We start from the raw sequence: 23,326 nt of genomic DNA, 5'->3' as shown, positions 1-23,326 counted from the left end.
CCGTCCGCCACCCGGTGTTCACCTCGACTACGCCGGGCGGTCCTACCGTCGCGGGGGTGACCGCAGGAAGCGAGGTGAGGCCGTGAGCATCACCCCTCGCGCCGAGGGCGCGGCGCCGGAGCAGACCGGGCTGCGGGTGGCGTACGGCGGTGCCGTCTATCCCGCCGAGGAGATCGCCCGCGGTGCGGCGTACGAGTTGTTCAGCCCACACGAGGTGCCGGGTTTCCAGTGGGCGCCCCGACCGAACTCGGCGCTGCCGTGGCGGCGGTTCGTGCACGTCACCGAGGTCGGTGCGGTGCACTGCCCGACCGAGCCGGCGGAGGAGCCGGAGGCGCCGTTGCTGGTGCCGCTACACCGCGAGCGGGGTTGGTCGGAGGTGCACCGGCTCAGCCAGCAGCCGAACGCGGCGGATGATCCCCTGGTCCGGGCGGTTCGCGCGTCGGCGATCATCCGCCGGGGCACCCGGATGGTGAAGATCCTTTCCGCCCGGCAACTCGCCGGTCATGTCCGGGGCTGGTTGCCGCACGGGTTCTGTTACCGGGAGCACGATGTGGCGCACCTGCGTACTCCGGCGGCCACCTCGGTGTTGCGTACCGATGGCGGGGGTGGTGGGGACGCGGCGGAGGTGACGTACGCGCTGCGGTGGCGGGCGGCCGATCCGGGTGACTACGACGTGCCGGCCGGTGTGGCGTACCGGGGGTTGACCGCGCTGGGCGCCCGGGACCGGTTGGGGCCGGCGGTGCTCGGTACCGGTTTCGCGCCGAGCAGCAGTCAACTCGTTCCCGAGTTCGTCACCCGGGACTTCGCCGACCTGCCGATGCCGGCCAACGCGACCCTGTTGGCCTATCCGGCCGAGGGCATCGAGGTGGTGCTCTACGTCTACCAGGCCGAGCAGCGCGGCTGGCTGCGGATGGTGGGTCCGCAGTGGCGGCATCTGCTCGCCGCGGTGCCGGGGCTGTCGCCGGATCAGGAGTACGTGCCGACCGGTGCGGCGCCCTGGTCCACGCGGCTGGTCGGCACGTACGCCGGCGGGGAGTACGAGGCGGTGGCGGATCTGCCGGGCGGGTTCCGGGTGTTGGCGCTGACCCGGGCCGCCCGCTACCCGGTCGACGGGGTGTCCCGCCGGCTGCGGCAGGCGACCTGGCGCGGCGTGCCCTGTCTGGTGCTCAGCGAGGAGGCGGACTGGCTGCGGTTGCGGCTGCGGCATCCGAATCCGGACGCGGTGGCCGTGACCGGCGCGCAGTGCCACGAACGGGGTGTCTACGAGACCTGGGCGCCCGGCAGCGAGGTCACCGACGACCGGGTGATCGATCATCCGTACGTCCTCTGACGCACCGGACACCGTCGTGTGCGGCCGAGGCACGCATATCGGCCGGTGGCACGGGAATGCGCGGGCGACCATGTCGTCCGACCGCAGGAGAGTGAGATGCCCTTCATCACCGTCGGTACGGAGAACTCCGCGCCCATCGACCTGTACTACGAGGATCACGGTTCCGGTCAGCCGATCGTGCTGATCCACGGGTTCCCGTTCAACGGGGCGACCTGGGAGAAAATCTCCGGGCCGCTGCTCGCGGCCGGGTACCGGGTGATCACGTACGACCGACGTGGTTTCGGCAATTCGGCGCAGCCGGCCCTCGGGTACGACTACGACACCTTCACCGCCGATCTCGACGTGCTGATGACCGAACTCGACCTGCGTAACGCGATCCTGGTCGGCCATTCGATGGGCACCGGCGAGGTGACCCGCTACCTGGGCGCGTACGGCTCGGACCGGGTGGACCGGGCGGTGCTGCTGGCGCCCCTGGCGCCGTACCTGAAGCAGGCGCCGGACAACCCGGAGGGGGTCGACCCGAGCCTCTTCGAAGGCTTCAAGCAGGCGATCATCGACGACCGGTTCGCCTACCTCACCCAGTTCTGCACCAACTTCTTCAATTACGACGAGAACCGGGGCAAGCTGGTCAGCGAGGAGGCGTACCGGGCGCACTGGGAGATCGGCGCACGGGCCTCGGCGATCGGCACGCACGACTCCGTGGACGCCTGGGGCACCGATTTCCGCGGCGACGTGTCCCGCATCGACGTGCCGGTGCTGATCGTGCAGGGCGACAAGGACATGGTGTTGCCGTACCCGAAGACCGGCCAGCGGTTGCAGCCGATGCTGTCGGACAGCCGGCTGGTCACCCTCAAGGGCGCGCCGCACGGCACCCCGTGGACCAACGCCGACGACGTACTCCAGGCGATCATGGAGTTCATCGGAGCGCCGGCGATGGCCCGAGCCTGACCGCCCACGGACGCGGGCGCGACCCCGGTGCGGGGGTCGCGCCCGTCGCGCCCTTCAGCTCTCGAGCCGGGCCAGTTCCTCGTCCACGATCGAGGGGTCGAGCTTGCGGAAGATCGGCTTGGGCGCCGCGAGCGGTCGCCCCACCTCCAGGGGTACGGACTCCCACCGCGCGCCCTGCGTGTAGTCCCCGGTCAGCACCGGGTACGCCGGCCCGCCGTCGAGGTCCTCGACCTGCTCGATGACCGGCATCGGGGCGTGCACCCCGGTGCCGCCGAGCAGTTCGTGGACCTTCTGCGCAGAGTGCGGCAGGAACGGGGTGAGCAGCGTGTTGGCATCGCTGACCACCTGCAGGGCGACGTGCAGGATGGTGCCCATCCGGGGCTTGTCCGCCTCGTCCTTGAGCTTCCACGGCGCCTGGTCGGAGAGGTACTTGTTGGCCTCGGCGACCACCTTCATCGCCTCGCCGATGGCCTGCTTCTGCCGGTGCCGGGCGATCAGGTCACCGACCGTGGTGAAGCCGGCGCGGGCCACCGCGAGCAGCGCCTCGTCAGCCTCGGTGAGCCCGTTCGGGTCGACCGCCGGGATCTGGCCGAAGTTCTTCGCCGCCATCGAGATCGACCGGTTGACCAGGTTGCCCCACCCGGCGACCAGTTCGTCGTTGTTGCGGCGGAGGAACTCGGCCCAGGTGAAGTCGGTGTCGTTGCTCTCCGGCCCGGCGACGGCGATGAAGTAGCGCAGCGCGTCGGCGTCGTAGCGTTCGAGGAAGTCCCGGACGTAGATGACCACCCGGCGGGAGGAGGAGAACTTGCGCCCCTCCATGGTCAGGAACTCGCTGGAGACCACCTCGGTGGGCAGGTTGAGCCGCCCGAGCTGGCCCGGCTCGCCGTCCCTGCTGCCCTCGCCGGAGTAGCCGGCGAGCAGGGCGGGCCAGATGACCGAGTGGAAGACGATGTTGTCCTTGCCCATGAAGTAGTAGGCCTGGGCGTCCTTCCCGGCCCCGTCGGTGGACCACCACCTGCGCCAGGCTTCCGGGTCGCCGCTGCGGCGGGCCCACTCGATGGAGGCGGAGAGGTAGCCGATCACCGCGTCGAACCAGACGTAGATCCGCTTGTCGGTGCGCTCCCGCCAGTCGTCGAGCGGGATCGGTACGCCCCATTCCAGGTCGCGGGTGATGGCCCGGGGCTGGAGGTCGTCCAGCAGGTTCTTGGAGAACCGCAGCACGTTGGGACGCCAGCCTTCCCGGGTGTCCAGCCACTGCCGGAGCACGTCGGCCAGGGCCGGCAGGTCGAGGAAGAAGTGCTCGGTCTCGACGAACTTGGGCGTCTCGCCGTTGATCTTCGACTTGGGGTCGATCAGGTCGATCGGGTCGAGCTGGTTGCCGCAGTTGTCGCACTGGTCGCCGCGGGCGCTGCCGTAGCCGCAGATCGGGCAGGTGCCCTCGATGTACCGGTCGGGCAGGGTCCGGCCGGTGGACGGCGAGATCGCCCCCATCGTGGTCTTCGGCACGATGTAGCCGTTGCGGTACATCCCCTCGAACAACTCCTGCACCACGGCGTAGTGGTTGCGGGTGGTGGTGCGGGTGAACAGGTCGTAGGAGAGGCCGAGGCCGTGCAGGTCCTCCACGATCACCCGGTTGTACCGGTCGGCCAGTTCCCGCGGGGTCAGCCCCTCGGCGTCGGCCTGCACCTGGATCGGCGTGCCGTGCTCGTCGGTGCCGGAGACCATGAGCACGTCGTGGCCGGCCATCCGCATGTACCGGGAGAAGACGTCGGAGGGAACGCCGAAACCGGAGACGTGGCCGATATGGCGCGGGCCGTTGGCGTACGGCCAGGCCACTGCCGCGAGAACGTGACTCATGACGAGCAAGCCTAGTGACCCGTCGAGGGTGGCCGCGAACCAATAGGGGTGCCGGGTCGATGAAGCGGACCACTTCGACCCGGCCACTCATCCGATTTGTCGCCGACACGCTGCCTGAGCTGCCCTCTGTGACTGTTCTGCCGGTGTCAAATGAACCGCGTGACTGGCAGCAGAGCCGCCCGCGACCACGACGACGGCCTTCCCACGGACGCCCGGCCCGATCCGGGCACGGCCCCGCGTACTCCGTGGTCGGAGGTGGCGGCGGCCGCGCGTACGTCTGCGGTGGCACCGCAACCCCGGACGGTGCCGCCCGACGGCGCGACGTCCACCGACCCCGCGCCGCCCGGGGTGGAGGTGGAACCCACCACCGGGGCACCTGTCGACGCGCTGCCGCGTCGGGTGCCGTTGCGGGCCGCCGGGCGCCGGGGCCGCCGGACCGACGACGGTACGGAGGAGGTGTTCTGGGCGCCGATCGAGCAGGTGCACTGGGACGGCACCCCGGTACGGCAGGACGCGTCGGGTGCCACCCGCGCCTGGTGGCGACCCACCTGGCGGCTGCGGCGTGACCGGAAGCGGTCCAGCCGTCCGCCGGACCCGCTGGCCGGGTTGGCCGCGCTTGTCGGGTTGAGTCTGGCCACGGCCTTCTTCGCCTGGGTCAGCGCCGGCCCGCTCTGGCTCGCGGTCGGGCATGCCACCTCGGGCAGCGTGGTGGTGACCGACTGCACCGGCGGCGGCCTGTCCCAGCGGTGCCGGGGCAACTTCGCCGCTGCCGAGGATCGGTTCCGCAGCTACGGCATCCGGGTCAGCGGGGTGCCCGAGCGGCGGGCCACCGCGGGCGCGGTGCTGCCCGCCCGGGTCACCGGCCCGAACGCCGACATCGCGTACGCCGACCGGGGGATCGGTGCCCACCTGCGCTGGCTGCTCGGCCTGCTGGGGGTGCTGGGCTGCGCCGCCGGCATCGCCCGATGGACCGGTGCCACCCGGTTCTCCGATCCGGGTGACCGACGCTGGGCGGTCGCCGCCGCGTTCGCCGGCCCACTGGTGATCACCCTCGGCTTCCTCGTCGCCGCCTGGTGAAATTTCGCCCCGTTAACAGGGGGCCCTTCCTATACCTGAGGCGTTAACAGGGGGCCCTTCCTTACACCTGGTGCACGACTGTGTAGACGTCGCGCCGGCGCAGGCCGAAGGTGCTCGCCACCTCGGTGATCGCATCGCGGCGGGTCAGGCCGGCGGCTTCCCGGTCGGCCACCGCGGCGCGCAGCGTGTCGTCGTCGGGGCGGGTCGCGGGTGTCGTTGGGGCACCGGCCACCACGAGGGTGATCTCGCCACGCGGGTCGCCGTCGGCCGCCCACCGGGCCAGCTCCCCCAGCGGGCGGCGCACCACCTCCTCGTACGTCTTGGTCAGCTCCCGGCACAGCGCGGCGGGCCGGTCGGCGCCGAACGTGTCGGCCAGGTCGGCGAGGGCGGCGGTGATCCGGTGCGGTGCCTCGAAGATGACAAGGGTCCGTTCCTCGTCGGCCAGGGCACGCAGCCGGGACCGACGACCGCTCGGACTGCGGGGCAGGAACCCTTCGAAGCAGAACCGGTCGGAGGGCAGCCCGGACAGCGCCAGCGCGGTCGTCACCGCGCTCGGTCCGGGTGCGGCGGTGACCGGGATCCCGGCCTCCAGGGCGGCCCGGACCAGCCGGTAACCGGGATCGGAGACGCTCGGCATCCCACCGTCGGTGACCAGGGCGACGACCCTTCCGGCGGTCAGTTCGTCGACCAGTTCGGGGGTACGGCGCTCCTCGTTGCCCTCGAAGTAGGAGATGATCCGCCCGGCGACCGTCACGTCCAGGTCGCGGGCCAGTCGGCCCAGTCGGCGGGTGTCCTCGGCGGCGACCACGTCGGCGGTGGCGAGCACGTCGCGCAGGCGGGCGGAGGCGTCGGCGGGGTTGCCGAGGGGTGCCCCGAGCAGAATCAGGCGCCCCAGGTCGGACATTTCACCCACGTTTACGCGCTCCTTCATCGACGGTCGTACCGGATTCGGGGACGATGTACGCCACCGACCCCGTTGGCAGCCTACGATCGCCGGGTGACGAGTGCGTCGACAGCACACAGTGCGAGCGCCGACCAGCCGCAGCCGGATGCCGGATCCGCCACGACCGGTTCGACCGATCGGACCGACAGCGGCGTACCGGCGATGGTCCGTCGCCGGCTGGCCACCGTCGAGACCCGGTTGGACAGCCGGTCATGGCTGGCCACGGCGGTGGTGGTGGCGATCGCGGCGATCCTCAGGTTCGCCAACCTCAGCCACCCGCCGGGCAAGATCTTCGACGAGATCTACTACGCGCGGGACGCCTGGGCCCTGGTCGACAAGGGCGTGGAGTGGAACTACAAGGACGGCGGACCGTCGTACGTGGTCCACCCACCGCTCGGCAAGTGGTTGATCGGCCTGGGCGAGTGGGCCTTCGGCTACTCCGACGCCGAGCACGGCATCTCGGTGCCCGGCCAGCTGTTCACCACCGCGCCCGAGTTCGGCTGGCGCTTCTCGGCGGCGCTCATCGGCACCCTGTCGGTGCTGCTGCTGATCCGCATCGGCCGCCGCCTGTTCGGCTCCACGGTGCTCGGCTGCGCCGCCGGTCTGCTGCTCGCGGTCGACGGGTACCACCTGGTGTTGTCGCGTACCGCGTTGCTCGACATCTTCCTGCTCTTCTTCGTGCTCGCCGCGTTCGGCGCACTGGTGCTGGACCGGGACGCCACCCGCCGACGGTGGGCCCGGGCGCTGGAGGCCGGGCTCGACCCGACCCTGCGGGGCCGCGCCGGCCGACCGCCGGGTGGCTGGCGGAACTGGCCCTGGTGGCGGCTGGCGACCGGGGTGCTGCTCGGCTGCGCCTTCGCGGTGAAGTGGAGCGCGCTGTTCTTCGTGCCGGTGTTCGCCCTGCTGATGCTGCTCTGGGATGTCGGTGCCCGCCGCTCGGCCGGGGTGCCGCGGCCCTGGCGGGCCACCATGCTCGACGGTTTTCCCTGGATGGTGCTAGCCGGTGTGCTGATGGCGGTCACCTACGTGGTCAGCTGGTCGGGCTGGCTGCTCAGCAATGAGGGCTACTACCGGCTCGCCGAGCGCTATCCGCAGGCCGGGCTCAGCGACACCCCGATCATCGGCCCGCTGTGGAACCTGGTGCAGTACCACCAGGCCGCGCTGGGCTTCCACAGCCAGCTCGACGACCCGCACAAGTACCAGTCCTGGCCGTGGCAGTGGCTGCTGCTGGGCCGGCCGGTGGCGTTCCACTGGGTGCAGCCCCAGGGCGGCTGCGGGGCAGCAGCGGGTTGCGCCGAGGAGATCCTGCTGCTCGGTACGCCGCTGCTGTGGTGGTCGTTCCTACCGGCGCTGGTGGCGCTGATCTGGCTGGGTCTGGCCCGGCGGGACTGGCGGGCCGGGGCGATCCTGCTCCTCGTGGCCGCCGCGCTGCTGCCCTGGTTCTGGTTCGCCCTCGACGGGCGGACGATGTTCTTCTTCTACGCCGCGCCGGCCGTGCCGTTCCTCGTGCTGGCGGTGGTCTACGTGCTGGGTGCGATCGCGTCGCCGGCCGGAATGAGCGGGACTCTGCCTGTCGACGGCGCGGACGCCGAGGCGAGCCGAGATCGCCGGATGATCGGCGCGGTGATCGCCGGGGCCTACGTGGCACTGGTGGTGATCTGCTTCGCGTACTTCTATCCGATCTTCGTGGGCCTGAACATCCCGTACGCCGAGTGGTCGGCGCGAATGTGGCTGGGCGATCGCTGGATCTGACCGCGTGAGCGGAGTCCCGGCCCGTCTCCGGGACTCCCGGCGTGGACCCCGTCCGCCGCCACCGACACGAAAGGCCCTACGCAAAAGGCCTACACGTCTGTCGTGTAGGCCTTTTGCAGTCGTCCGATGCCCTCAGGGCTTGAGGAGGCAGGTTTGCCCTGAGCAGGAAATAGGACGCGCCCCGATCGCCTGCCACGGGGGAAGCGGGCGATTGGGGCGCGCACCAGCAGCTTAACCACCCATGACCAGCGGCACAACGGGGCGGCACGGGTCAGTTTTCCGACGAGACGGCGATGGCGCCCCAAACTCCCCGCGGTGACCGGTGCCTTACTGATCACACCGGCGTGGCGATCAACTCTCAGAACCGTCTGGGGCGGCGGGGCAACCAACCGAGGAACCGGTCCTGCAGGGAGGTCGACCCGGACAGGTGCAGGTCCTCGGCGGCGGCGGCCAGACAGGCACCCAGGTAGACGCTGAGCATCGCGCGATCGGTCAGGTACTCGGAGAGCAGCCGGTCCCGCTTCTGCTCACACGGCCATTGCGCGCCACAGGTGCCGCACGTCCAGTCGGGTGTCAGTGGAGCGTGCTCGTCCGGCACCACCGCAACCGCGCCGGTGTCCGCCTGCGTCACCCCGACATCCGAGCGATCCGCAACACCCGTCATCGCGCTCCCTTCCGCCTCGCCTCGGACAGCAGGCGAACCCGCTGTCGATCATCGACCGCAACCGTGATCCCCACGCAGAACCAACAGCGCCCGGGAACGCTGCGGCGTTACATCGTTGCGGTACGTTCACGAGCCATGGCCGTCACCACCCACCACAACCGCTGCCCGCACCCGATCGACGAATCAGCGCCCGCCGATGCTACCGGGCTCACGGGTCGGACTCTGCGATCGGGAGTCAATGGTGCGTGACCTGTTGCCCCCGACCGTCGCGGTGGCGGTCGCCGAGCCTGCTGACTGGACCGGCGAGCTGTACGCCGTCGAGGCGGCCTGCCTCGGCGAACGGGCGGTGGACAGCCGCCGCCGCGACTTCACCGCCGGCCGGGTCTGTGCCCGTCGGGCCATGGCCATGCTGGGCCTGCCCGCCGTCGCCGTCCCCGCCGGCCCGGACCGGTCGCCGGTCTGGCCGCCGGGCACCGTCGGCACCATCACCCACACCAAGGGCTACTGCGCCGCCGCGGTGGGACGCACCAGTGAGATTCGGGCGGTCGGCATGGACGCCGAGCAGCACCGAGTGCTCGGTGCGGAGGTGAGCCGGCTGATCTGCCTGCCCGAGGAGGAGGAGCAACACGACAGGTTGCCCTCCGGCGTCGCCTGGTCGACTGTGGTGTTCAGCGCCAAGGAGACCGTCTACAAGATCTGGCATCCGATCGTCGGCGACTGGCTCGGCTTTCACGACGCGCTGGTGGAGTTGGACCCGGCCACCGCGACGTTCATCGCCCGAATCGCACCGGCCCGGATCGACGCCGCCGGGTCCGCCGACCCGCCCTCGGTGATCACCGGACGCTTCGCGGTGGACGCGAATCTGGTCCGCACCGCTGCCGTCCTGGCGCCACGGTAGGGCTCCGCCCGGCAACACCGATCGGACGATGACGCTGGCCGATCGGTGTTGCCGGTACGCGGTAGCGTCAGGCGGTTCACGTCCGGTATCAGGTGCCCGAGGAGTACGGTGAGCTACCCCCAGCCCCCAGGTGGACCGCAGGACCCCTACCAACCCCAGCCCAGCGACCCGTGGGCACCACCGCCTGCGGCCGGGTCGACGGACGGCGCGCCGCAGGACGGCACCTGGTCGCCTCCCCCACCGGCCGAGCCGGGCGGCTCGTGGTCGGCTCCGCAGCCGCCGAGCAGCGCCCCGCCGGCCCCGCCGGTGTCCGGCACGCCGCATCCCACGTCGGGCGCCCCGCAGCCCACCTCGGGTACGCCGCATCCCGCCTCCGGCGCCCCGCAGCCCACCTCGGGTACGCCGTACCCGCCGGCCGGCCCGCTCCCGCCCAGCGGTCCCTTCCCGCCGGGCCCCGGCTACCCGGCCGGACCGTACGCGCCGGGCGGCGCCTATCCGCCGGCCGACCCGAAGCAGGCCGGCGGCGGCTACCCGCCGCCCGGTGGTTATCCGCCGCCCGGTGGTTATCCGCCGCCCGGTGGCTATCCGCCCGGTGGCGCCTACCCGGCCGGTGGTTATCCGCCGGGCTCCGCTGCGCCGATGCCCACCAGCGGCGGCAGCGGCAGCAGGACCACGCTGATCGTGGTGATCACGGTGGTGGTCCTCGCGCTGCTCTGCTGCGCCGGCGGCGTCGTCGCACTGATCGCCGGGATGAACCGGACCGCCGATGAGATCGCCGAGGCGATACCGACTCCCCCGGTCACCGCCCCGAGGACTCCGGACGCCCCGCCCCCGGACGGTGGGATCCCACCGGTCTTCTCGGAGGAGGAGGGCGAGACGTTCAACATGCGGCCCGGCGACACGCTGGTCGCGAGCGACAACAGCGGCACGATCGAGATCACCGTGACGCGGTTCCGTACCGTGACCGAAAGTTGCCGTTCCTTCGCGCCCGCCCCGCAGAAGGGACGATTCCTGATCGCCGAGGTGAACGCCAGGGTCACCAAGGGCACCGCGTCGATCAACCCGTTCTACTTCCAGTGGCGGGCCGCCGACGGCAGCACCGTCAACGGGCTGGTGGGCGCGATCTACGGCTGCGGCGATCCGCTCAACGCCGGCAACGGTCTGCCCGCCGGCACCACGCGTTCCGGCCGGGTCGTCTTCGACGTCACCGACACCAATGGCGTCCTGGAGTACCTCCACCAGTTCGAGATCGCCGGCTCCTGGAAGCCGTAGTCGGGAGACCACCGAGGGAAACCGGGCGCACCGGGGCGTTTGTCCTCAATGGACGTCGCTACACTCCGGCCAGTGATCAACAAAAAATGGTCGTCAGTGGTCCTTTTGGGACTGCTGACGACAACCACGCTGGCCGGCGCATTGCCGGCATCCGCCGACGACACGGCAGAACCCGTCACCGAGCCGCCTCGCGTCCAACTCGTGCTGGACGTGAGCGGCTCGATGCGGGCCACCGACATCGACGGGCGCAGCCGCATCTCAGTGGCCCAGCAGGCGTTCGGCGAGGTGGTGGACGCGCTGCCGGACGAGACCCAGCTGGGCATCCGGGTGCTCGGGGCCACCTACCGGGGTGAGGACAAGCAGCAGGGCTGCCTGGACACCCAACAGATCGTGCCGGTCGGGCCGGTGAACCGGGAACGCGCCAAGGCTGCCGTGGCCACGTTGCGTCCGACCGGCTTCACCCCGGTCGGGCTCGCCCTGCGGGAGGCCGCCAAGGACCTGGGCGGAGGCACCACCGCCCGACGCATCGTGCTGATCACCGACGGCGAGGACACCTGCGCCCCGCCGGACCCGTGCCAGGTGGCGCGGGAACTGGCGGCCCAGGGCACCACGTTGGTGGTGGACACGCTCGGGTTGGCACCCGACGAGAAGGTCCGCCGGCAACTGCTCTGCATCGCCGCCGCCACCGGCGGGACCTACACGGCCGCGACCAGCGCCGAGGATCTCACCGGCCGGCTCAAGCAACTGGTGGATCGGGCCCGCGACACGTACGCGACCACGCCGGCGAAGGTGGCCGGGGCGGATGTCTGCCAGGGGGCGCCGCTGTTGGCGCCGGGCGTCTACACCGACCGGGAGACCTTCTCCGAGCACCGGTGGTACCGGGTGCCGGTCCGGCCGGACCAGGAGCTACGCGCCTCGGTCAGCGTGGCGATGGACCGCCCGGTCAACCCGGACTACGGCGTACTGCTGCGGGCCACCGCGTCCGACGGCCGGGAACTGGTCCGTGGCGTGGACGCGGGCAGTGGGCGTACCGACGTGGTGTCGGCCGGACTGCGCTGGTCGGCCGGGGCGGACGACGACGAGCAGTCGCGCGCCGAGGACGCCACCCCGACGCCGACGGCCGCGGCGACTGCCGTCACCACGGTCTGCCTGGTGGTCAGCAACATGTTCTCGCCCAGGGCCGGGACCGAGAAGGAACCCGGCATGCCTGTCGAGTTGACAGTCGACGTGGTGGCCGCCTCTCCCACCCCGGACGGGCCCGATCTGGGCCGGGGTTGGGTGCTGCTGCTCCTGCTGACCCTGGCCGGTCTGCTCACCGGGCTCGTCACCGGTCTGCTCACCCGCTGGTGGGTGGCCACCTGGAGGGAGAAGTGATGCGTACCCGATCGGCGATCCTGACCGCCCTGGTGGCCGGCGGTGTCGCGCTGACACCGGCCACGGTGCTGGCCGCGCCCACCCCGACCCCCTCGCCCGGCTCCACCACCCTGACCAAGGCCGGCACCTCGTTCCTGAGCGCCACGCCGGTCGCGGCCGGTCAGCCGGTCCGGGTCGGTGCCTCCACCGGCGAATACCTCTACTGGTCGTTCACGGCGGGCGCGGGCGAGATCCACGAGATCAACGCCACCGTGTCGCTGGCCGAGGACCGGCGCGGCAGCTCGACCTGGGCGGTGGAGGTCTTCGACGGGCTGCGTCGCCGGCAGGCGTGCACGGCCGGTGCGCAGACGCCGACGGCCGACGCCTCGGTGTCCACCGTGGCCATCGGCTGCACGCTGCGCCGGGTACGGCCGTGGGCGGAGCCGTGGTCCGTCGACCCGCTGCCCGGCACCTACTACGTCCGGTTGACCGTGGTCGACGTCCCCGAACGCGACCTCGGCCTGCCGATCGACGTGGACCTGCTGATCTCCGCCAGCGGGGACGCGGGCAGCGCGCCCGAGGACGGCAGGCTGGAAGCGCCGCTGGTGCCACCGGCCAACGCCGGCAAGCTGCTGGAGGCCGTGCCGACGGCACCCACGCAGGACGAGGAGAGCGACGGCTGGAATCTCGACCTCACCGGCTGGCTGCCGGAGGCCGGCTCCCGGTGGATCTGGACCACGGCCGGCGGGGTGTTGGCCGCCGTCGCCGGGGTGGTCGGCTTCGCGCTGACCCGCCGTCCCGCCACCCGGTGAACCACCTGGCCTCCAGGTGAGCCGCACATCCAGGTGAGCCGCACCTCCGGGTGAGCCGCCGCCGGCAGGTCGCGTCGGGTGCCGAGACGTGACCTGCCGGCGGTTCACGCCGAGTCCGTTCCGGACAGCGGGAAGCGCCGCAGGACGGTGCAGGTGTCCCTGTCGATGATCGACCTCTGTGGAACTGCCAGTGAATGGCCCCGCACGCTGCGCAGCTGGCCGGGAGCCGCGCGCCGGGTCGCCTCTTGTTCAGGCGCATGGACGTCTATTAGTTTGTTTACCATCCAGACGAACTCTCACCCGAGCGAGCCTGCTCGCCCTCAGCCCTTCTCGAAGGGAGACCGATGACCCGGCACAACCCCGGCGTGCCGACCTCGCGCCGTAGCTTTCTCAGTCTGTTCGGCCTCGGCGCGGTCGCCGTCGCCGGTGGTCCCCTGCTCAGCGGTTGTTCCGAGGCACCCGCCGGCAGCGGTGCCGCGCAGAACCTCGGCGCCTTCGGCCACCTGTTGCCCGCGCACAAGGGCCTGACGGGAAGCATCGCTCCCGACATCGCCGGAATCCGGCCGGTCCCCGACGGCTACGTCAAGTACCCGAGCAGCCTGGTCGACCTGATCACCGAGAAGCCGGGCACCAGCGGCAAGGAGATCACCGCGATGACCCCGGCGTGGGGTCCCGCGCCGCCCGGGATCGGCCAGAGCGCCTACCTGCAGGCGGTCAACGACGAGCTGGGCGTACCGGTGAACTTCACCATCCAGGACGGCAACACGTACGCCGACAAGCTCAACGCCATGCTCGGCGCCCGGGACGTGCCGGATCTGCTCTGCGTGCCGAGCTGGGAGGTGGACAAGATCCCGCGGTTCGCCGAGGCGATCAGCGTGCTGTTCGAGGATCTGACCGACCACCTCAAGGGCAACGCCGTCGAGGCGTACCCGATGTTGGCCACCTTCCCGACCGAAGCCTGGCGGCACTCCGTCTGGAACGAGCGGCTGGCCGCCGTGCCGAACCCGACCGACGGGCCGTTCGCCTGGGTCATGTTCACCCGCAAGGACGTGCTGGACGCCCGCGGCCTGGCCATCCCCACCTCGCTGGACGACCTGCTCGCCATCGCCAAGCAGGTCACCGACCCGGCGCGGAAGGTGTGGGCGTTCAACGACGTCTTCCCGATGATCCAGATGTACCACAAGGTGCCGGGCGCCAAGCAGGGCTGGCGGTTGCGCTCCGACGGCACGCCCGAGTTCAAGTACGAGACCCCGGAGTTCCGCCAGGCCCTGGAGGTCATGGCGAAGGTCTACCAGGACGGCCTGGTCCACCCGGACATCGTGGCCAGCCGGGGCGCCGACGCCAAGCAACTGTTCGCCAAGGGCGGCAACATCGTCTTCATGCAGGACGGTTTCGGTTTCTGGCAGGGCGGTCAGGCCGAGCACCAGAAGGCCAACAAGGCGCTGAACATCCAGCCGGTGCCGAACTTCTCCGCCACCGGTGGCGACCCGCTGGTCTGGGGTAGCGACCAGCCGATCTCCTACACCTTCGTCAAGAAGGGCCTCGGCGAGGAGCGCGTCAAGGAACTGCTGCGGGTGATCAACTGGTGCTCCGCGCCGCTGGGCAGCCAGGAGGCCCAGCTGCGTGACTTCGGCGTCGAGGGCAGGCACCACACCCGTACGCCGAACGGGCCGGTCAAGACCGACCTGGCCTTCAAGGAGATCAACAACCAGTACTTCTTCATCAGTGGTCGCAACCCGACCATCGGCCCGTTCGCGGACACCCCGAACTACGTGCGGGACGCGCTGGCCTACTCCAACGCCACGGTCGGATACCTGGAGAAGGACCCGTGGGCCGGCGTGAAACTGGAGATGCCGGCCGCCTTCAAGGCCAACCAGGTGCCGACGGAGGACAAGTTCACCGACGTGCTGCGCGGCCGTCGGCCGCTGTCCGACGTGGACTCCATCCTGCAGGAGTGGAAGGCCGCCGGCGGGGAGGCGGCGCGGCAGCTGCTCGCCGACTCACTGCCCAAGGCTGACTGATGACCGTCCGCGAGGTCACCGCCGAGGCCGGGTCCGACCAGACCCGGCCCGGCGGGGCCGCCCCTCGGCGCAGACGCCTCCCGTTGCGCACCCGCCTGCGCCGGGACTGGCAGCTGCTCGCCATGGTCGCGCCGGGCTTCGTCATCCTGCTGATCTTCAGCTATCTGCCGATCCTCGGTAACGTCATCGCCTTCCAGGACTACAACCCGTACGTCGGCAGCAATCCGCTGGACGCCTTCGTGCAGAGCAACTGGATCGGCTTCGGGCAGTTCCAGCTCCTGTTCGCCGATCCGGCGTTCTGGCACGCGTTCCGCAACACCCTGGCGATCACCGCGTTCCAGCTGGTCTTCTTCTTCCCGCTGCCGATCCTGCTGGCGATCGTGCTGCACAGCCTGCTCTCCAGCCGACTGCGCGGCTTCATCCAGACCGTCGTCTACCTGCCGCACTTCTTCAGCTGGGTGCTGGTGGTCAGCTTCTTCGTCGCCATGTTCGGCGGTGCCGGCCTGCTCGCCCAGACCATGCGCGAGGCCGGGATGGAACCGTGGAACGTGATGACCAACCCGGACACGTTCATCATCCTGGTCACCGCCGAGGCGGTCTGGAAGGACGTCGGCTGGGGCACGATCGTCTTCCTCGCCGCCCTGTCCACCATCGACCAGAACCTGTACGAGGCGGCAGCAGCCGACGGTGCGGGCCGGTGGCGACGGCTGTGGCACATCACCCTGCCCGGCCTACGTCCGGTGATCGTGTTGCTGCTCATCCTGCGCCTCGGTGACGCGCTCTCGGTCGGCTTCGAGCAGTTCCTGCTGCAACGCGACGCCGTCGGCCGGCAGGCCTCCGAGGTGCTGGACACCTTCGTCTACCACTTCTCCATCGCCACCGGGAACTACGGCTACGGCGCAGCCGCTGGTCTGTTCAAGGCCGCTGTCGGGCTCTGCCTGATCCTGGCCGCCAACAAGGTCGCACACATGCTCGGCGAACGAGGGATCTACTCACGGTCATGACCGCCACCTTCCTCCGGAAGTCACCCGGAACCCGCCCCCGACGCCCACCGTGGGAGGAGCCGCCCAGCCCGCTCGGTCAGGGCGCCAAGGCCGTGCTGCTCAGCCTGCTGGTGCTCAGCGTGCTGTTCCCGCTCTGGGTGATCCTGGTGACCAGCCTGTCGTCTCGGGAGACGATCGCCCGGGCCGGTGGCCTCGTGGTCGTGCCCAGGGGAATCGACACCTCCGCCTACGAGACGATCTTCGCGGGCGGCGCGGTCACCCGGGCGTTGTGGATCAGCACCCTGGTCACCGTCATCGGCACCGCCTTGGCGTTGACGGTGACCGTGCTCGCCGCGTACGGGCTGTCCCGGCCCCGCTCGCTCGGCTACCGCTGGCTGCTCGCGTACTTCCTGTTGCCGTTCTTGATCTATCCGCCGCTGGTGCCGAAGTATCTGGTGGTGACCGGGCTTGGGCTCAAGGACACCATCTGGGCGCTGATCCTGCCGCCCGCGATCAGCGTCTTCAACCTGGTCGTCGTCCGGGGCTTCTTCCAGGGCATTCCGTCCGAGCTCGTGGACAGCGCCCGCATCGACGGAGCCAGCGACTTCCGCACCCTGACCCAGATCGTGCTGCCACTGGCCCGGGCGGTCATCGCCGTGGTGGGGCTGTTCTACGCGGTCAGCTACTGGAACGTCTGGTTCGACGCGCTGTTGTTCATCGACCGCAACGACATGTACCCGATCCAGCGGGTGTTGCAGAGCTACCTGCTGGCCGGGCAGGCACCGAACACCTCCGGTGCGGCAGTCGGTGCCACGATGCCACCTACCGAGGCCATCAAGATGGCCGTAGTCGTGCTCACCGTGGCACCGATCGTCGCGGTCTACCCGTTCATCCAGCGGCACTTCGTCAAGGGCGTCCTGATCGGCGCCATCAAGGGCTGACCGCCGGGGTGCCGCGGCCAGTCTGCCGGAGATGGTGCCCGGGCGGGCGAGCGCCCGGGCACCGGTTCACCGTCACAGCCGGGCGAGGATCTTCTTCATGGTGTCGATCTCGGTCTGCTGCGTGATGATGATCTGTTGCGCCAGCGCCTTGGCATCCGGATTGGCACCCTGAGCGATCTCTTCCTCGCTCATGGTGATCGCCCCCTCGTGGTGGGCGATCATCATGGTGAGGAACTGCCGGTCGAACTCCGGGCCCGTGGCAGCCTTCAGCCGGGCCATCTCGGCGTCGGACATCATGCCCGGCATCTCGTGATCCATCTCGGGCATCCCGTGGTCGGTGCCGTGTCCGTCGCCGCTGGCGGTGGGCATCGGTACACCCCACCGGGTGAGCCAGTCCCGCATCTGGGTGATCTCGGGCGCCTGCGCCTCCTTGATCTCGGCGGCCAACTGCTTGACCTCCGGGTCGGCCGCCCGAGTAGCGGCCAGGTCGGACATCTCCACGGCCTGCTCGTGGTGCGGGATCATCATCTGGGCGAACATCCGATCCGCCGCGTTGTTGGCAGCGGCCTCCCCGCGGAATGCGCTGCCCGACGGGGTGACCGTCTTGTCGTGGCCGGCTCCGGGCCGGTGATCCGAGCCGCAGGCCGCGAGGCCGACGGCGACGACGAGACTCACGCCGGACAACAGGGCCCGGCGCAGGTAGGTGCGGTTCATGGTGGACAAAGCCTTTCGGTGCAATGGGCAGGAGTCATCGGCGCGGGTCACCCGTTGCGGGTCACCCGCTGGCCGCTCCTATATCCGCAGCACCGACACCACGGCCGTGGTCAAACCGATCGGGACGAACACCGGTGGGGCCCGACCGCCGGCCGGCGGGGTCGGCGTACGACCCCGTGGTCGTACGCCACGCGTACCCCGCAGGAGGAGAGCGGCGAGCACGACGGTCAGGGCGAAGCCGGCGGTGATGGCCAGGCAGACCGCCCAGCCTCCACCGCCACCGTGCCCCGGCGCCTCGGAGGCCGGGGCGGCCAGTGGGGTGCAGTGCCCGTCGGCGCAGGCGGCTGCGGTCTCGGCGTAGCTGCCGTGCCCAGCCGCCCCGATCATCGGGTCGTGGCCAAGGCTGTGCATGGTGGCCAACCCGAACAGGGTGCAGGCCAGCATCACGAACCGGAGCCATCGCCCGGTAGTCGCCGCTTGGCCCAGCACCCGATCACGGTATCGCCCGGCCGACCACCATCCACGCCGAACCTCGGCATCCGGCCCTTCGCCTTCGGTTAACCACCGGATCCGATCTGCCGGGTGATCGTCGGATCGGTGATCTCTGTGTCCCTGGCCAGCAGCATCGCCTTGCTGAGGATGACGGCGAGCATGCCGTCACCCTCGAAGGGCAGGAACTGCTGCTCGCCGAGCCGACCCGCGGCACGGTCGGGCACAATGCACAGGTAGGTGTCGTTCGGGCTCATCAGGATGTTGCCCGACCCCAGGTGGATCCGGTACGTGCGCAGGTCACCGTCGACCACCAGGAACCGGCCGTCGATCCGAGCCCGCTGCCCCACCGCGAGCCGGGGCAGCAGCCGAGCCAGCAGGTCGCGGCGGGTCTCGGCCGTCGCGGACAACTCCCCGAAGCTGTACGACGACCAGTAGTCCCGGAATCGGCCCTGCGGGCCGCCGTCGGACCAGGTCGGATCGTTGCCGACGCTGGCCACCCCGACGAACAGGTCGACGTCGCGCATGATCTCGCTGAACACCAGCGGCGGGATCTGGTCGAGCGGCAACGGGTCACCGGGCCGGGCGTCCGTCCACTGCGCCGACGAGTAGCCGCCACCGGAGGCGTGTGACCAGTTCTGTGCGGCGGCGATCGGGTAGAAGCGCACCTGATCGGTGACGAGACGCAGGTACGACCCGCTCTCGGTGGTGTCGACGTCGTAGTCGTCGCCGATCCCCTCCACCCAGTACTCGGCGCGCAGGCCCCAGCCGGGCAGTTCCCGGGAGGTCGGCGGGTACGAGTCGTCGACCATCAGCCGGAGCCGGTCGGTCCAGCCCCGGATCGCAGCCAGCGCGTGGAACTGATGCTGTCGCAGGATGTGCCCGGCGAACCGGTTGGAGTAGGTGCCGGTGGCCTCCTCGGCCGGGGTGAGCAGGTAGACCTCCCGGTGTGCCTGCTTGAACGGCTGGACGACCCGATGCCGTTCCAGCCACTCCCGCCAGCCGACCACCTCCGGCACCGGCCGACCGATCGGATGCCAGATCCGCACCTGCGCCTCGTCGGCGGCACTGACCGGGGTGTCGTCCACCGTGCGCAGCGCGCCGTCGGCCCACCCGCACGGCACCCCGTCGACAAGCCAGAGCAACCGGCGAGCCAGCACGCCGACCAGCGGATGATCCAGGTAACGCTGCCGCCACCCGCCGAAGGTCCAGGTGCGTTGGGCCAGGAACAACCCGTCCAGCCGGGCCGTCTGCGCGGCCAGCATCCCGCTGATCTCCTTGGCCAGGCCCTTCAGCTGCGCCAGTTGCGCCGGGTGGTCCCGGCGTACCGTGGCCGGTGGGCTCTTCACCTGCCGGCCGGACGCGTTGAACCAGGCCAGGGTGACGCTGGTGCCGGCGATCAGCAGCTCGGCTCGGCAGCCGCCGAGGGTCACCTCGTGCCGACCCACTCCGGTCAGGCCGTAATCCGGAACGGCCAACTCCTCGATCTCGTCCCGCCCGATGCCCATCGCCGCCGCTCGGGCGTCGAGCGCCTTGTCGATCTCGTTGCGGGTGCCCTTGTAGGTGACCCGGGTCGACAGCCGGGCGAGCTGTGCCAGGGCCGCCTCCCCGTCGAGGCGGCCGAGCACCCCGACCGCCGCGTTTGCCACCTTCGGGCAGGCCGGGCCGATGCCGGGCAGCCGCCGCAGCATCGCCTCGACCAGGCCGCCGACCAGGCGTACCTGCTCGGGGGCCGGGCCGGTGCGCTCGACCAGCCAGAGCAGCCCCCGCAGCAGGTCCGCGTTGATGAAGGCCGGCTGGCGCTGCGGCGTCCGTGCGGCGGCGGTCAGCCACCGGTCGAGAACCTGCCGGGCCTCGGTCGGGTCGACCGCGGTGAGCAGTCGGGTCGCCGCCGTCGACCAGCTGGCAGCGGGTCGGGGCGTCGTCGCGGTGCTGGCATGGGCGACCAGCCGCTGCCAGACCGGGTCGAGGGTCGGCAGCTCGGTGAGGATCTGCTCGGCCCACGGGTCGGCCGGGTCGAGCTGCGGCCCGGCCAGCTCGGCGATCAACTGCCGCAGCCGTTGACTCTCGTCGGACCGGTCGACGAGCACCGCCACCAACTCGCCGGAGAGCGGACCGGTGGCGAGCAGGCTCCGGGCCACCGTCTCCAGCGCGGTCGGCGACAACGAGTACGGCTCCTGCACGGCGTACGCGGCAAGATCCTCTAGCTGCTCGGGTGCCAGGTCGGTGGGGAGCCTGCGGGACAACTGCCCGATCAGGTCCCGCACCGGCCAGGTCCGGACCGGGTCGTGTCTCACCAGGGCGGCCATGGCCTGCACCAGCCGGGCCACGTCTGCGCGGGACAGTAACCGCAGCGCAGCGCGTACCTCCGGGTCGTCCCGGCAGAACCGGGCATGCGTGTAGAGGTGGTCGGCCAGCGCGGTCAGGTCGTTCGCGGCGACCAGGTCACGGGCGCGGGTGGCGAGCCCGACGGTGTCGGTGGTGGTGGTCATCGGCTCAGCCACCGACCAGCGCGACGAGCTTGAGGAAGGTGACCTCGGTGTCGCGGCGCAGGTCGACCTCCTCGTCCAACTCCTCCACCTGACGGTCCCCGACCAGCACCACGAAACCGTTACGCCCGAAGGCCTCCTCGGCCAGGGCAACCTGCCGCGCGGCGTCGACCCGGCGACGCTCCCCCTGCTCCCGGCCGCCGTTGAGCACCCGTTCCGTCGAGGTGGGCTGCACCAGCAGCCGCCGCGGTGCCGGGGTGGCCGCGTTGTACTCGGCCACCTCCTGGTGGATCCGCCGGCGGATGAGCTCGCGCAGCGTCAGCCGCTCCTCGAAGATCTGCAAGGCCCAAGCCGGGGTACGAGCACCAGCCGTGCTCTCATCCACAAAGGTCACCGTCGCCATGCCGCGGGAGTTTAGGCACGGCCCCCGACAACTCCGGTCAGTCCAACGCGAAGGTGGCCGAGGCCCGCCCGGCCGCGTCCGGTACGGCCTCCAGGTAGAGCAGCCCGTCGCGGTGTCGCACGTACTGGCCGGGGAAGTTCACCGATTCCAGCGACACCTTCGCCACATCCGCCAGTCCGGCTCGACGGGTGAAGGTGGCGTCCTGCCGGAACAGGTTGGAGCCGTCGTTGCGCTCCACCCAGAGTTGGTGGTTGCGGTGCCGCAGGTAGTAGCCGGGATAGTTGGTCGACTCCAGCGAGATCGCCCCGGAGTTGGACAGGCCGGTGACGATCCGGAACTGCGAGTCGGCCAGGTTCGTCACGTTCGGCTCCAACCGGACCCGGAACTCCCAGTGCCGCAGGTAGCGGTCCGGCTGGTCGTGGGCGCGCAGCCGGACCGGGGTGGCGCCGTCGGGCACCGGCACCCCGAAGTTCGGCGTACCGTCGGTGTTCCAGTAGACCCGCTGGATCCGGGTACGCCGGTTCGGGTCGCTCAGCGGGTCGTAGCCGTTGCCGAGGTACCGCTCGTAGTTGCGGGAGTGGTAGACGATCACGTCGCTGCCGTCCTCGGCGACGGTGAAGGAGTTGTGGCCGGGCCCCCACTGGCCGGTCCGGGCGTCGCTGGCCAGCACCGGCGTGGCCCGTTTGCTCCAGGACGCCGGGTTGAGCAGGTCGCTGCCGGCCGAGGCGGTGAGCAGTCCGACGGCGTAGCTGGCGTCGGTGGCGCTCGCCGAATAGGTCATGAAGACCCGGCCGTTGCGGATCAGCACCGCCGGTCCCTCGTTCACCCGGTAGCCCCGGGTCTCCCAGGCGTACGTGGGGGTGGCGATCAGGGTCGGGGTGCCTGCGTACGTCCACGGGTTGACCGCGCGGGCCAGGTAGATGTTCGAGTTGCTGCCGGCGTACTCGGCCCAGGCCAGATAGCGCTGTCCGTTGTGGACGAAAGTGGTCGCGTCGAGGGAGAAGCTGCTGCGTGCCGGCTGGAGTTGCCCCCGCTCGACCCACGGCCCGTCAAGCGGATTCGCCGCACTGCTCTCCAGCACGTACGGCCGGATGGCCCAGATGTCGTCGGTCCGCCCGGCGGCGAAGTAGACGTACCACCGGCCGTCGATGTAGTGGATCTCCGGCGCCCAGATGTGCGCGCCCATCTCGCCACTGCCGTGCTTACGCCAGATCACCCGCTCGGGTGCGGTGGCCAGCCCCTGCAACGTGCTGGCCCGACGCAACACGATCCGGTCGTACTCGGGCACCGTCGCGGTGAAGTAGTAGTAACCGTCGGTGTGCCGGTAGATGTGCGGGTCGGCCCGCTGCTCGGCCAGCGGATTGCTGAACACGACGGCGGCAGCCCGCGCCGGCCCCACCACCACCCCCACCACCGCACCAACACCCGCCACCATCACGGCGGCGACCACGGCAGCCACCCTCCCCCCGAGCAACCCCACTCGCATGCCCGCCTCCCCATTACCCGCCCGACACCACTACCGAATTGATAGCGTTCACATCCATCACCGTCAACATACTGCCGCCCGCATCGCCCCGGCGATCAAGGGGTTCTGGTCTCCGACGGCGCGATCGGAGACCAAAACCTCTTGATCAACCAAAGGGTGGGATTACCAGGGGATGGGGCCGGTGTCGTTGAAGAACCTGCCGGTGGGGCCGTTGTCGGGGAGGGTGGCCAGGCGGATGGGGGTTGCTGCGGCCTCCTGGGGCGGTCGGCCGTGGAAGCCGGTGAAGTCGGTCGCGACCAGGCCGGGGCAGGCGGCGTTGATGAGGATTTTCGTACCGGCGAACTGCCGCGCGTAGTGCACGGTGATGGCATTGAGGAACGACTTCGTCGGCGAGTAGGCGGCCATGATCGGGCCGACGTCGATCGTCGGGTCCGACTGCCAGGTCAAGGAGCCGACGCTGCTGGAGATGTTGACGATTCGCGGGGAGGCGGAGCGGCGCAGGAGCGGCAGCATCGCGTTCGTCACCCGGATCACGCCGTAGACGTTCGTGTCCACCACCGCGCGGACGACATCGAGGTCGAGCATCGTCGGGTCCTGCACCCATCCCGGTCCCGTCTCCCCGGAGATGCCGGCGTTGTTGACCAGGACGTCGAGGCGGTCGATCAGTGCCGCCGCCTCGGCAACGCTCCGGTCGCTCGTCACGTCCAGCGGTACGGCGAACGCGTCCACTCCGGCGGCGAGCAACTTCGCCACCGCCGCCTCGCCCCGGGCGCGGTCCCGGGCCCCCACCACCACCCGGTAGCCGCGTGCGCCCAGCCCTGCCGCGATCTCGTATCCGAGTCCCTTGTTCGCGCCGGTGACCAGCGCGGTCTTCGTGTCGCTCATGACGCCGAT

Annotated in this window: 20 protein-coding genes; 11 read left to right on the top strand and 9 right to left on the bottom strand. The window is 70.6% G+C overall.

Annotated features, from left to right (window positions below; genetic code table 11):
- Positions 1–82: 82 nt before the first annotated feature.
- Positions 83–1,330 (top strand): hypothetical protein, encoded by a 1,248-nt coding sequence (locus VAB18032_RS03900; RefSeq protein WP_013731480.1) that lies wholly within the window; start codon positions 83–85, stop codon positions 1,328–1,330.
- A 96-nt stretch (positions 1,331–1,426) separates the two neighbouring features.
- Positions 1,427–2,278 carry an alpha/beta fold hydrolase gene (locus VAB18032_RS03895; RefSeq protein WP_013731479.1) on the top strand — a complete coding sequence of 284 codons (852 nt, stop codon included), beginning with the start codon at positions 1,427–1,429 and terminating at the stop codon, positions 2,276–2,278.
- 54 nt (positions 2,279–2,332) lie between these two features.
- Here VAB18032_RS03895 and metG read toward each other — a convergent pair whose 3' ends face one another.
- Positions 2,333–4,135, bottom strand: coding sequence for a methionine--tRNA ligase (metG, locus tag VAB18032_RS03890; RefSeq protein ID WP_013731478.1), 1,803 nt, complete (start codon positions 4,133–4,135; stop codon positions 2,333–2,335).
- A 150-nt stretch (positions 4,136–4,285) separates the two neighbouring features.
- Here metG and VAB18032_RS03885 point away from each other — a divergent pair, with 150 nt between their 5' ends.
- Positions 4,286–5,212: a hypothetical protein gene (locus VAB18032_RS03885; RefSeq protein WP_013731477.1), complete on the top strand. Its 927-nt coding sequence runs from the start codon at positions 4,286–4,288 to the stop codon at positions 5,210–5,212.
- A 61-nt stretch (positions 5,213–5,273) separates the two neighbouring features.
- Here the strand turns inward: VAB18032_RS03885 and rsmI are convergent, their stop codons facing one another.
- Positions 5,274–6,143 carry a 16S rRNA (cytidine(1402)-2'-O)-methyltransferase gene (gene rsmI, locus VAB18032_RS03880; RefSeq protein WP_043719634.1) on the bottom strand — a complete coding sequence of 290 codons (870 nt, stop codon included), beginning with the start codon at positions 6,141–6,143 and terminating at the stop codon, positions 5,274–5,276.
- 66 nt (positions 6,144–6,209) lie between these two features.
- Here rsmI and VAB18032_RS03875 point away from each other — a divergent pair, with 66 nt between their 5' ends.
- A complete protein-coding gene (locus VAB18032_RS03875; protein ID WP_043722930.1) occupies positions 6,210–7,907 on the top strand; it encodes a dolichyl-phosphate-mannose--protein mannosyltransferase in 1,698 nt (565 codons plus the stop codon).
- Positions 7,908–8,265: 358 nt separating this feature from the next.
- Here the strand turns inward: VAB18032_RS03875 and VAB18032_RS03870 are convergent, their stop codons facing one another.
- Positions 8,266–8,538 carry a hypothetical protein gene (locus tag VAB18032_RS03870; RefSeq protein WP_013731474.1) on the bottom strand — a complete coding sequence of 91 codons (273 nt, stop codon included), beginning with the start codon at positions 8,536–8,538 and terminating at the stop codon, positions 8,266–8,268.
- A 274-nt stretch (positions 8,539–8,812) separates the two neighbouring features.
- On the opposite strand from VAB18032_RS03870, the gene VAB18032_RS03865 reads away from it, so the two are divergent.
- The 7 genes from VAB18032_RS03865 (at position 8,813) to VAB18032_RS03835 (ending at position 16,851) form a co-directional block, all read left to right on the top strand.
- Positions 8,813–9,469 (top strand): 4'-phosphopantetheinyl transferase family protein, encoded by a 657-nt coding sequence (locus tag VAB18032_RS03865; protein ID WP_043722921.1) that lies wholly within the window; start codon positions 8,813–8,815, stop codon positions 9,467–9,469.
- A 108-nt stretch (positions 9,470–9,577) separates the two neighbouring features.
- Complete coding sequence (locus tag VAB18032_RS03860) at positions 9,578–10,741, top strand: hypothetical protein (protein WP_232510665.1); 1,164 nt, start codon at positions 9,578–9,580, stop codon at positions 10,739–10,741.
- Positions 10,742–10,789: 48 nt separating this feature from the next.
- The gene (locus VAB18032_RS03855; protein ID WP_086011267.1) at positions 10,790–12,115 is read left to right on the top strand and encodes a VWA domain-containing protein; all 1,326 of its coding nucleotides are present in this window, start codon (positions 10,790–10,792) and stop codon (positions 12,113–12,115) included.
- Positions 12,115–12,906, top strand: coding sequence for a peptidase (locus VAB18032_RS03850; RefSeq protein WP_013731469.1), 792 nt, complete (start codon positions 12,115–12,117; stop codon positions 12,904–12,906). Before VAB18032_RS03855 ends, VAB18032_RS03850 begins: the two co-directional genes overlap by 1 nt.
- Positions 12,907–13,250: 344 nt before the next feature.
- Positions 13,251–14,927: an extracellular solute-binding protein gene (locus tag VAB18032_RS03845; protein WP_013731468.1), complete on the top strand. Its 1,677-nt coding sequence runs from the start codon at positions 13,251–13,253 to the stop codon at positions 14,925–14,927.
- On the top strand, positions 14,927–15,931 hold the full coding sequence (locus VAB18032_RS03840) for an ABC transporter permease (RefSeq protein WP_013731467.1): 1,005 nt from the start codon (positions 14,927–14,929) through the stop codon (positions 15,929–15,931). Before VAB18032_RS03845 ends, VAB18032_RS03840 begins: the two co-directional genes overlap by 1 nt.
- Positions 15,928–16,851 carry a carbohydrate ABC transporter permease gene (locus VAB18032_RS03835; RefSeq protein WP_013731466.1) on the top strand — a complete coding sequence of 308 codons (924 nt, stop codon included), beginning with the start codon at positions 15,928–15,930 and terminating at the stop codon, positions 16,849–16,851. Before VAB18032_RS03840 ends, VAB18032_RS03835 begins: the two co-directional genes overlap by 4 nt.
- 72 nt (positions 16,852–16,923) lie before the next feature.
- Here the strand turns inward: VAB18032_RS03835 and VAB18032_RS03830 are convergent, their stop codons facing one another.
- From VAB18032_RS03830 to VAB18032_RS03805, 6 genes are all read right to left on the bottom strand, one after another.
- Positions 16,924–17,565: a DUF305 domain-containing protein gene (locus VAB18032_RS03830; protein ID WP_013731465.1), complete on the bottom strand. Its 642-nt coding sequence runs from the start codon at positions 17,563–17,565 to the stop codon at positions 16,924–16,926.
- A 78-nt stretch (positions 17,566–17,643) separates the two neighbouring features.
- Complete coding sequence (locus VAB18032_RS03825; protein ID WP_043719628.1) at positions 17,644–18,054, bottom strand: DUF6153 family protein; 411 nt, start codon at positions 18,052–18,054, stop codon at positions 17,644–17,646.
- Positions 18,055–18,122: 68 nt separating this feature from the next.
- Positions 18,123–20,546 (bottom strand): DUF4132 domain-containing protein, encoded by a 2,424-nt coding sequence (locus tag VAB18032_RS03820; RefSeq protein ID WP_013731463.1) that lies wholly within the window; start codon positions 20,544–20,546, stop codon positions 18,123–18,125.
- Positions 20,547–20,550: 4 nt separating this feature from the next.
- Complete coding sequence (locus VAB18032_RS03815; RefSeq protein ID WP_198408923.1) at positions 20,551–20,928, bottom strand: hypothetical protein; 378 nt, start codon at positions 20,926–20,928, stop codon at positions 20,551–20,553.
- Between the two features lie 55 nt (positions 20,929–20,983).
- Complete coding sequence (locus tag VAB18032_RS03810) at positions 20,984–22,432, bottom strand: family 43 glycosylhydrolase (protein WP_050814535.1); 1,449 nt, start codon at positions 22,430–22,432, stop codon at positions 20,984–20,986.
- Between the two features lie 162 nt (positions 22,433–22,594).
- Entirely contained in the window at positions 22,595–23,317 is a 723-nt protein-coding gene (locus tag VAB18032_RS03805; protein WP_043722914.1) for an SDR family oxidoreductase, read from the bottom strand.
- Between the last annotated feature and the right edge of the window lie 9 nt (positions 23,318–23,326).

This window comes from Micromonospora maris AB-18-032 (genome assembly GCF_000204155.1).
Classification (GTDB): domain Bacteria; phylum Actinomycetota; class Actinomycetes; order Mycobacteriales; family Micromonosporaceae; genus Micromonospora; species Micromonospora gifhornensis.
This window is presented reverse-complemented; position numbering and strand designations above follow the sequence as displayed.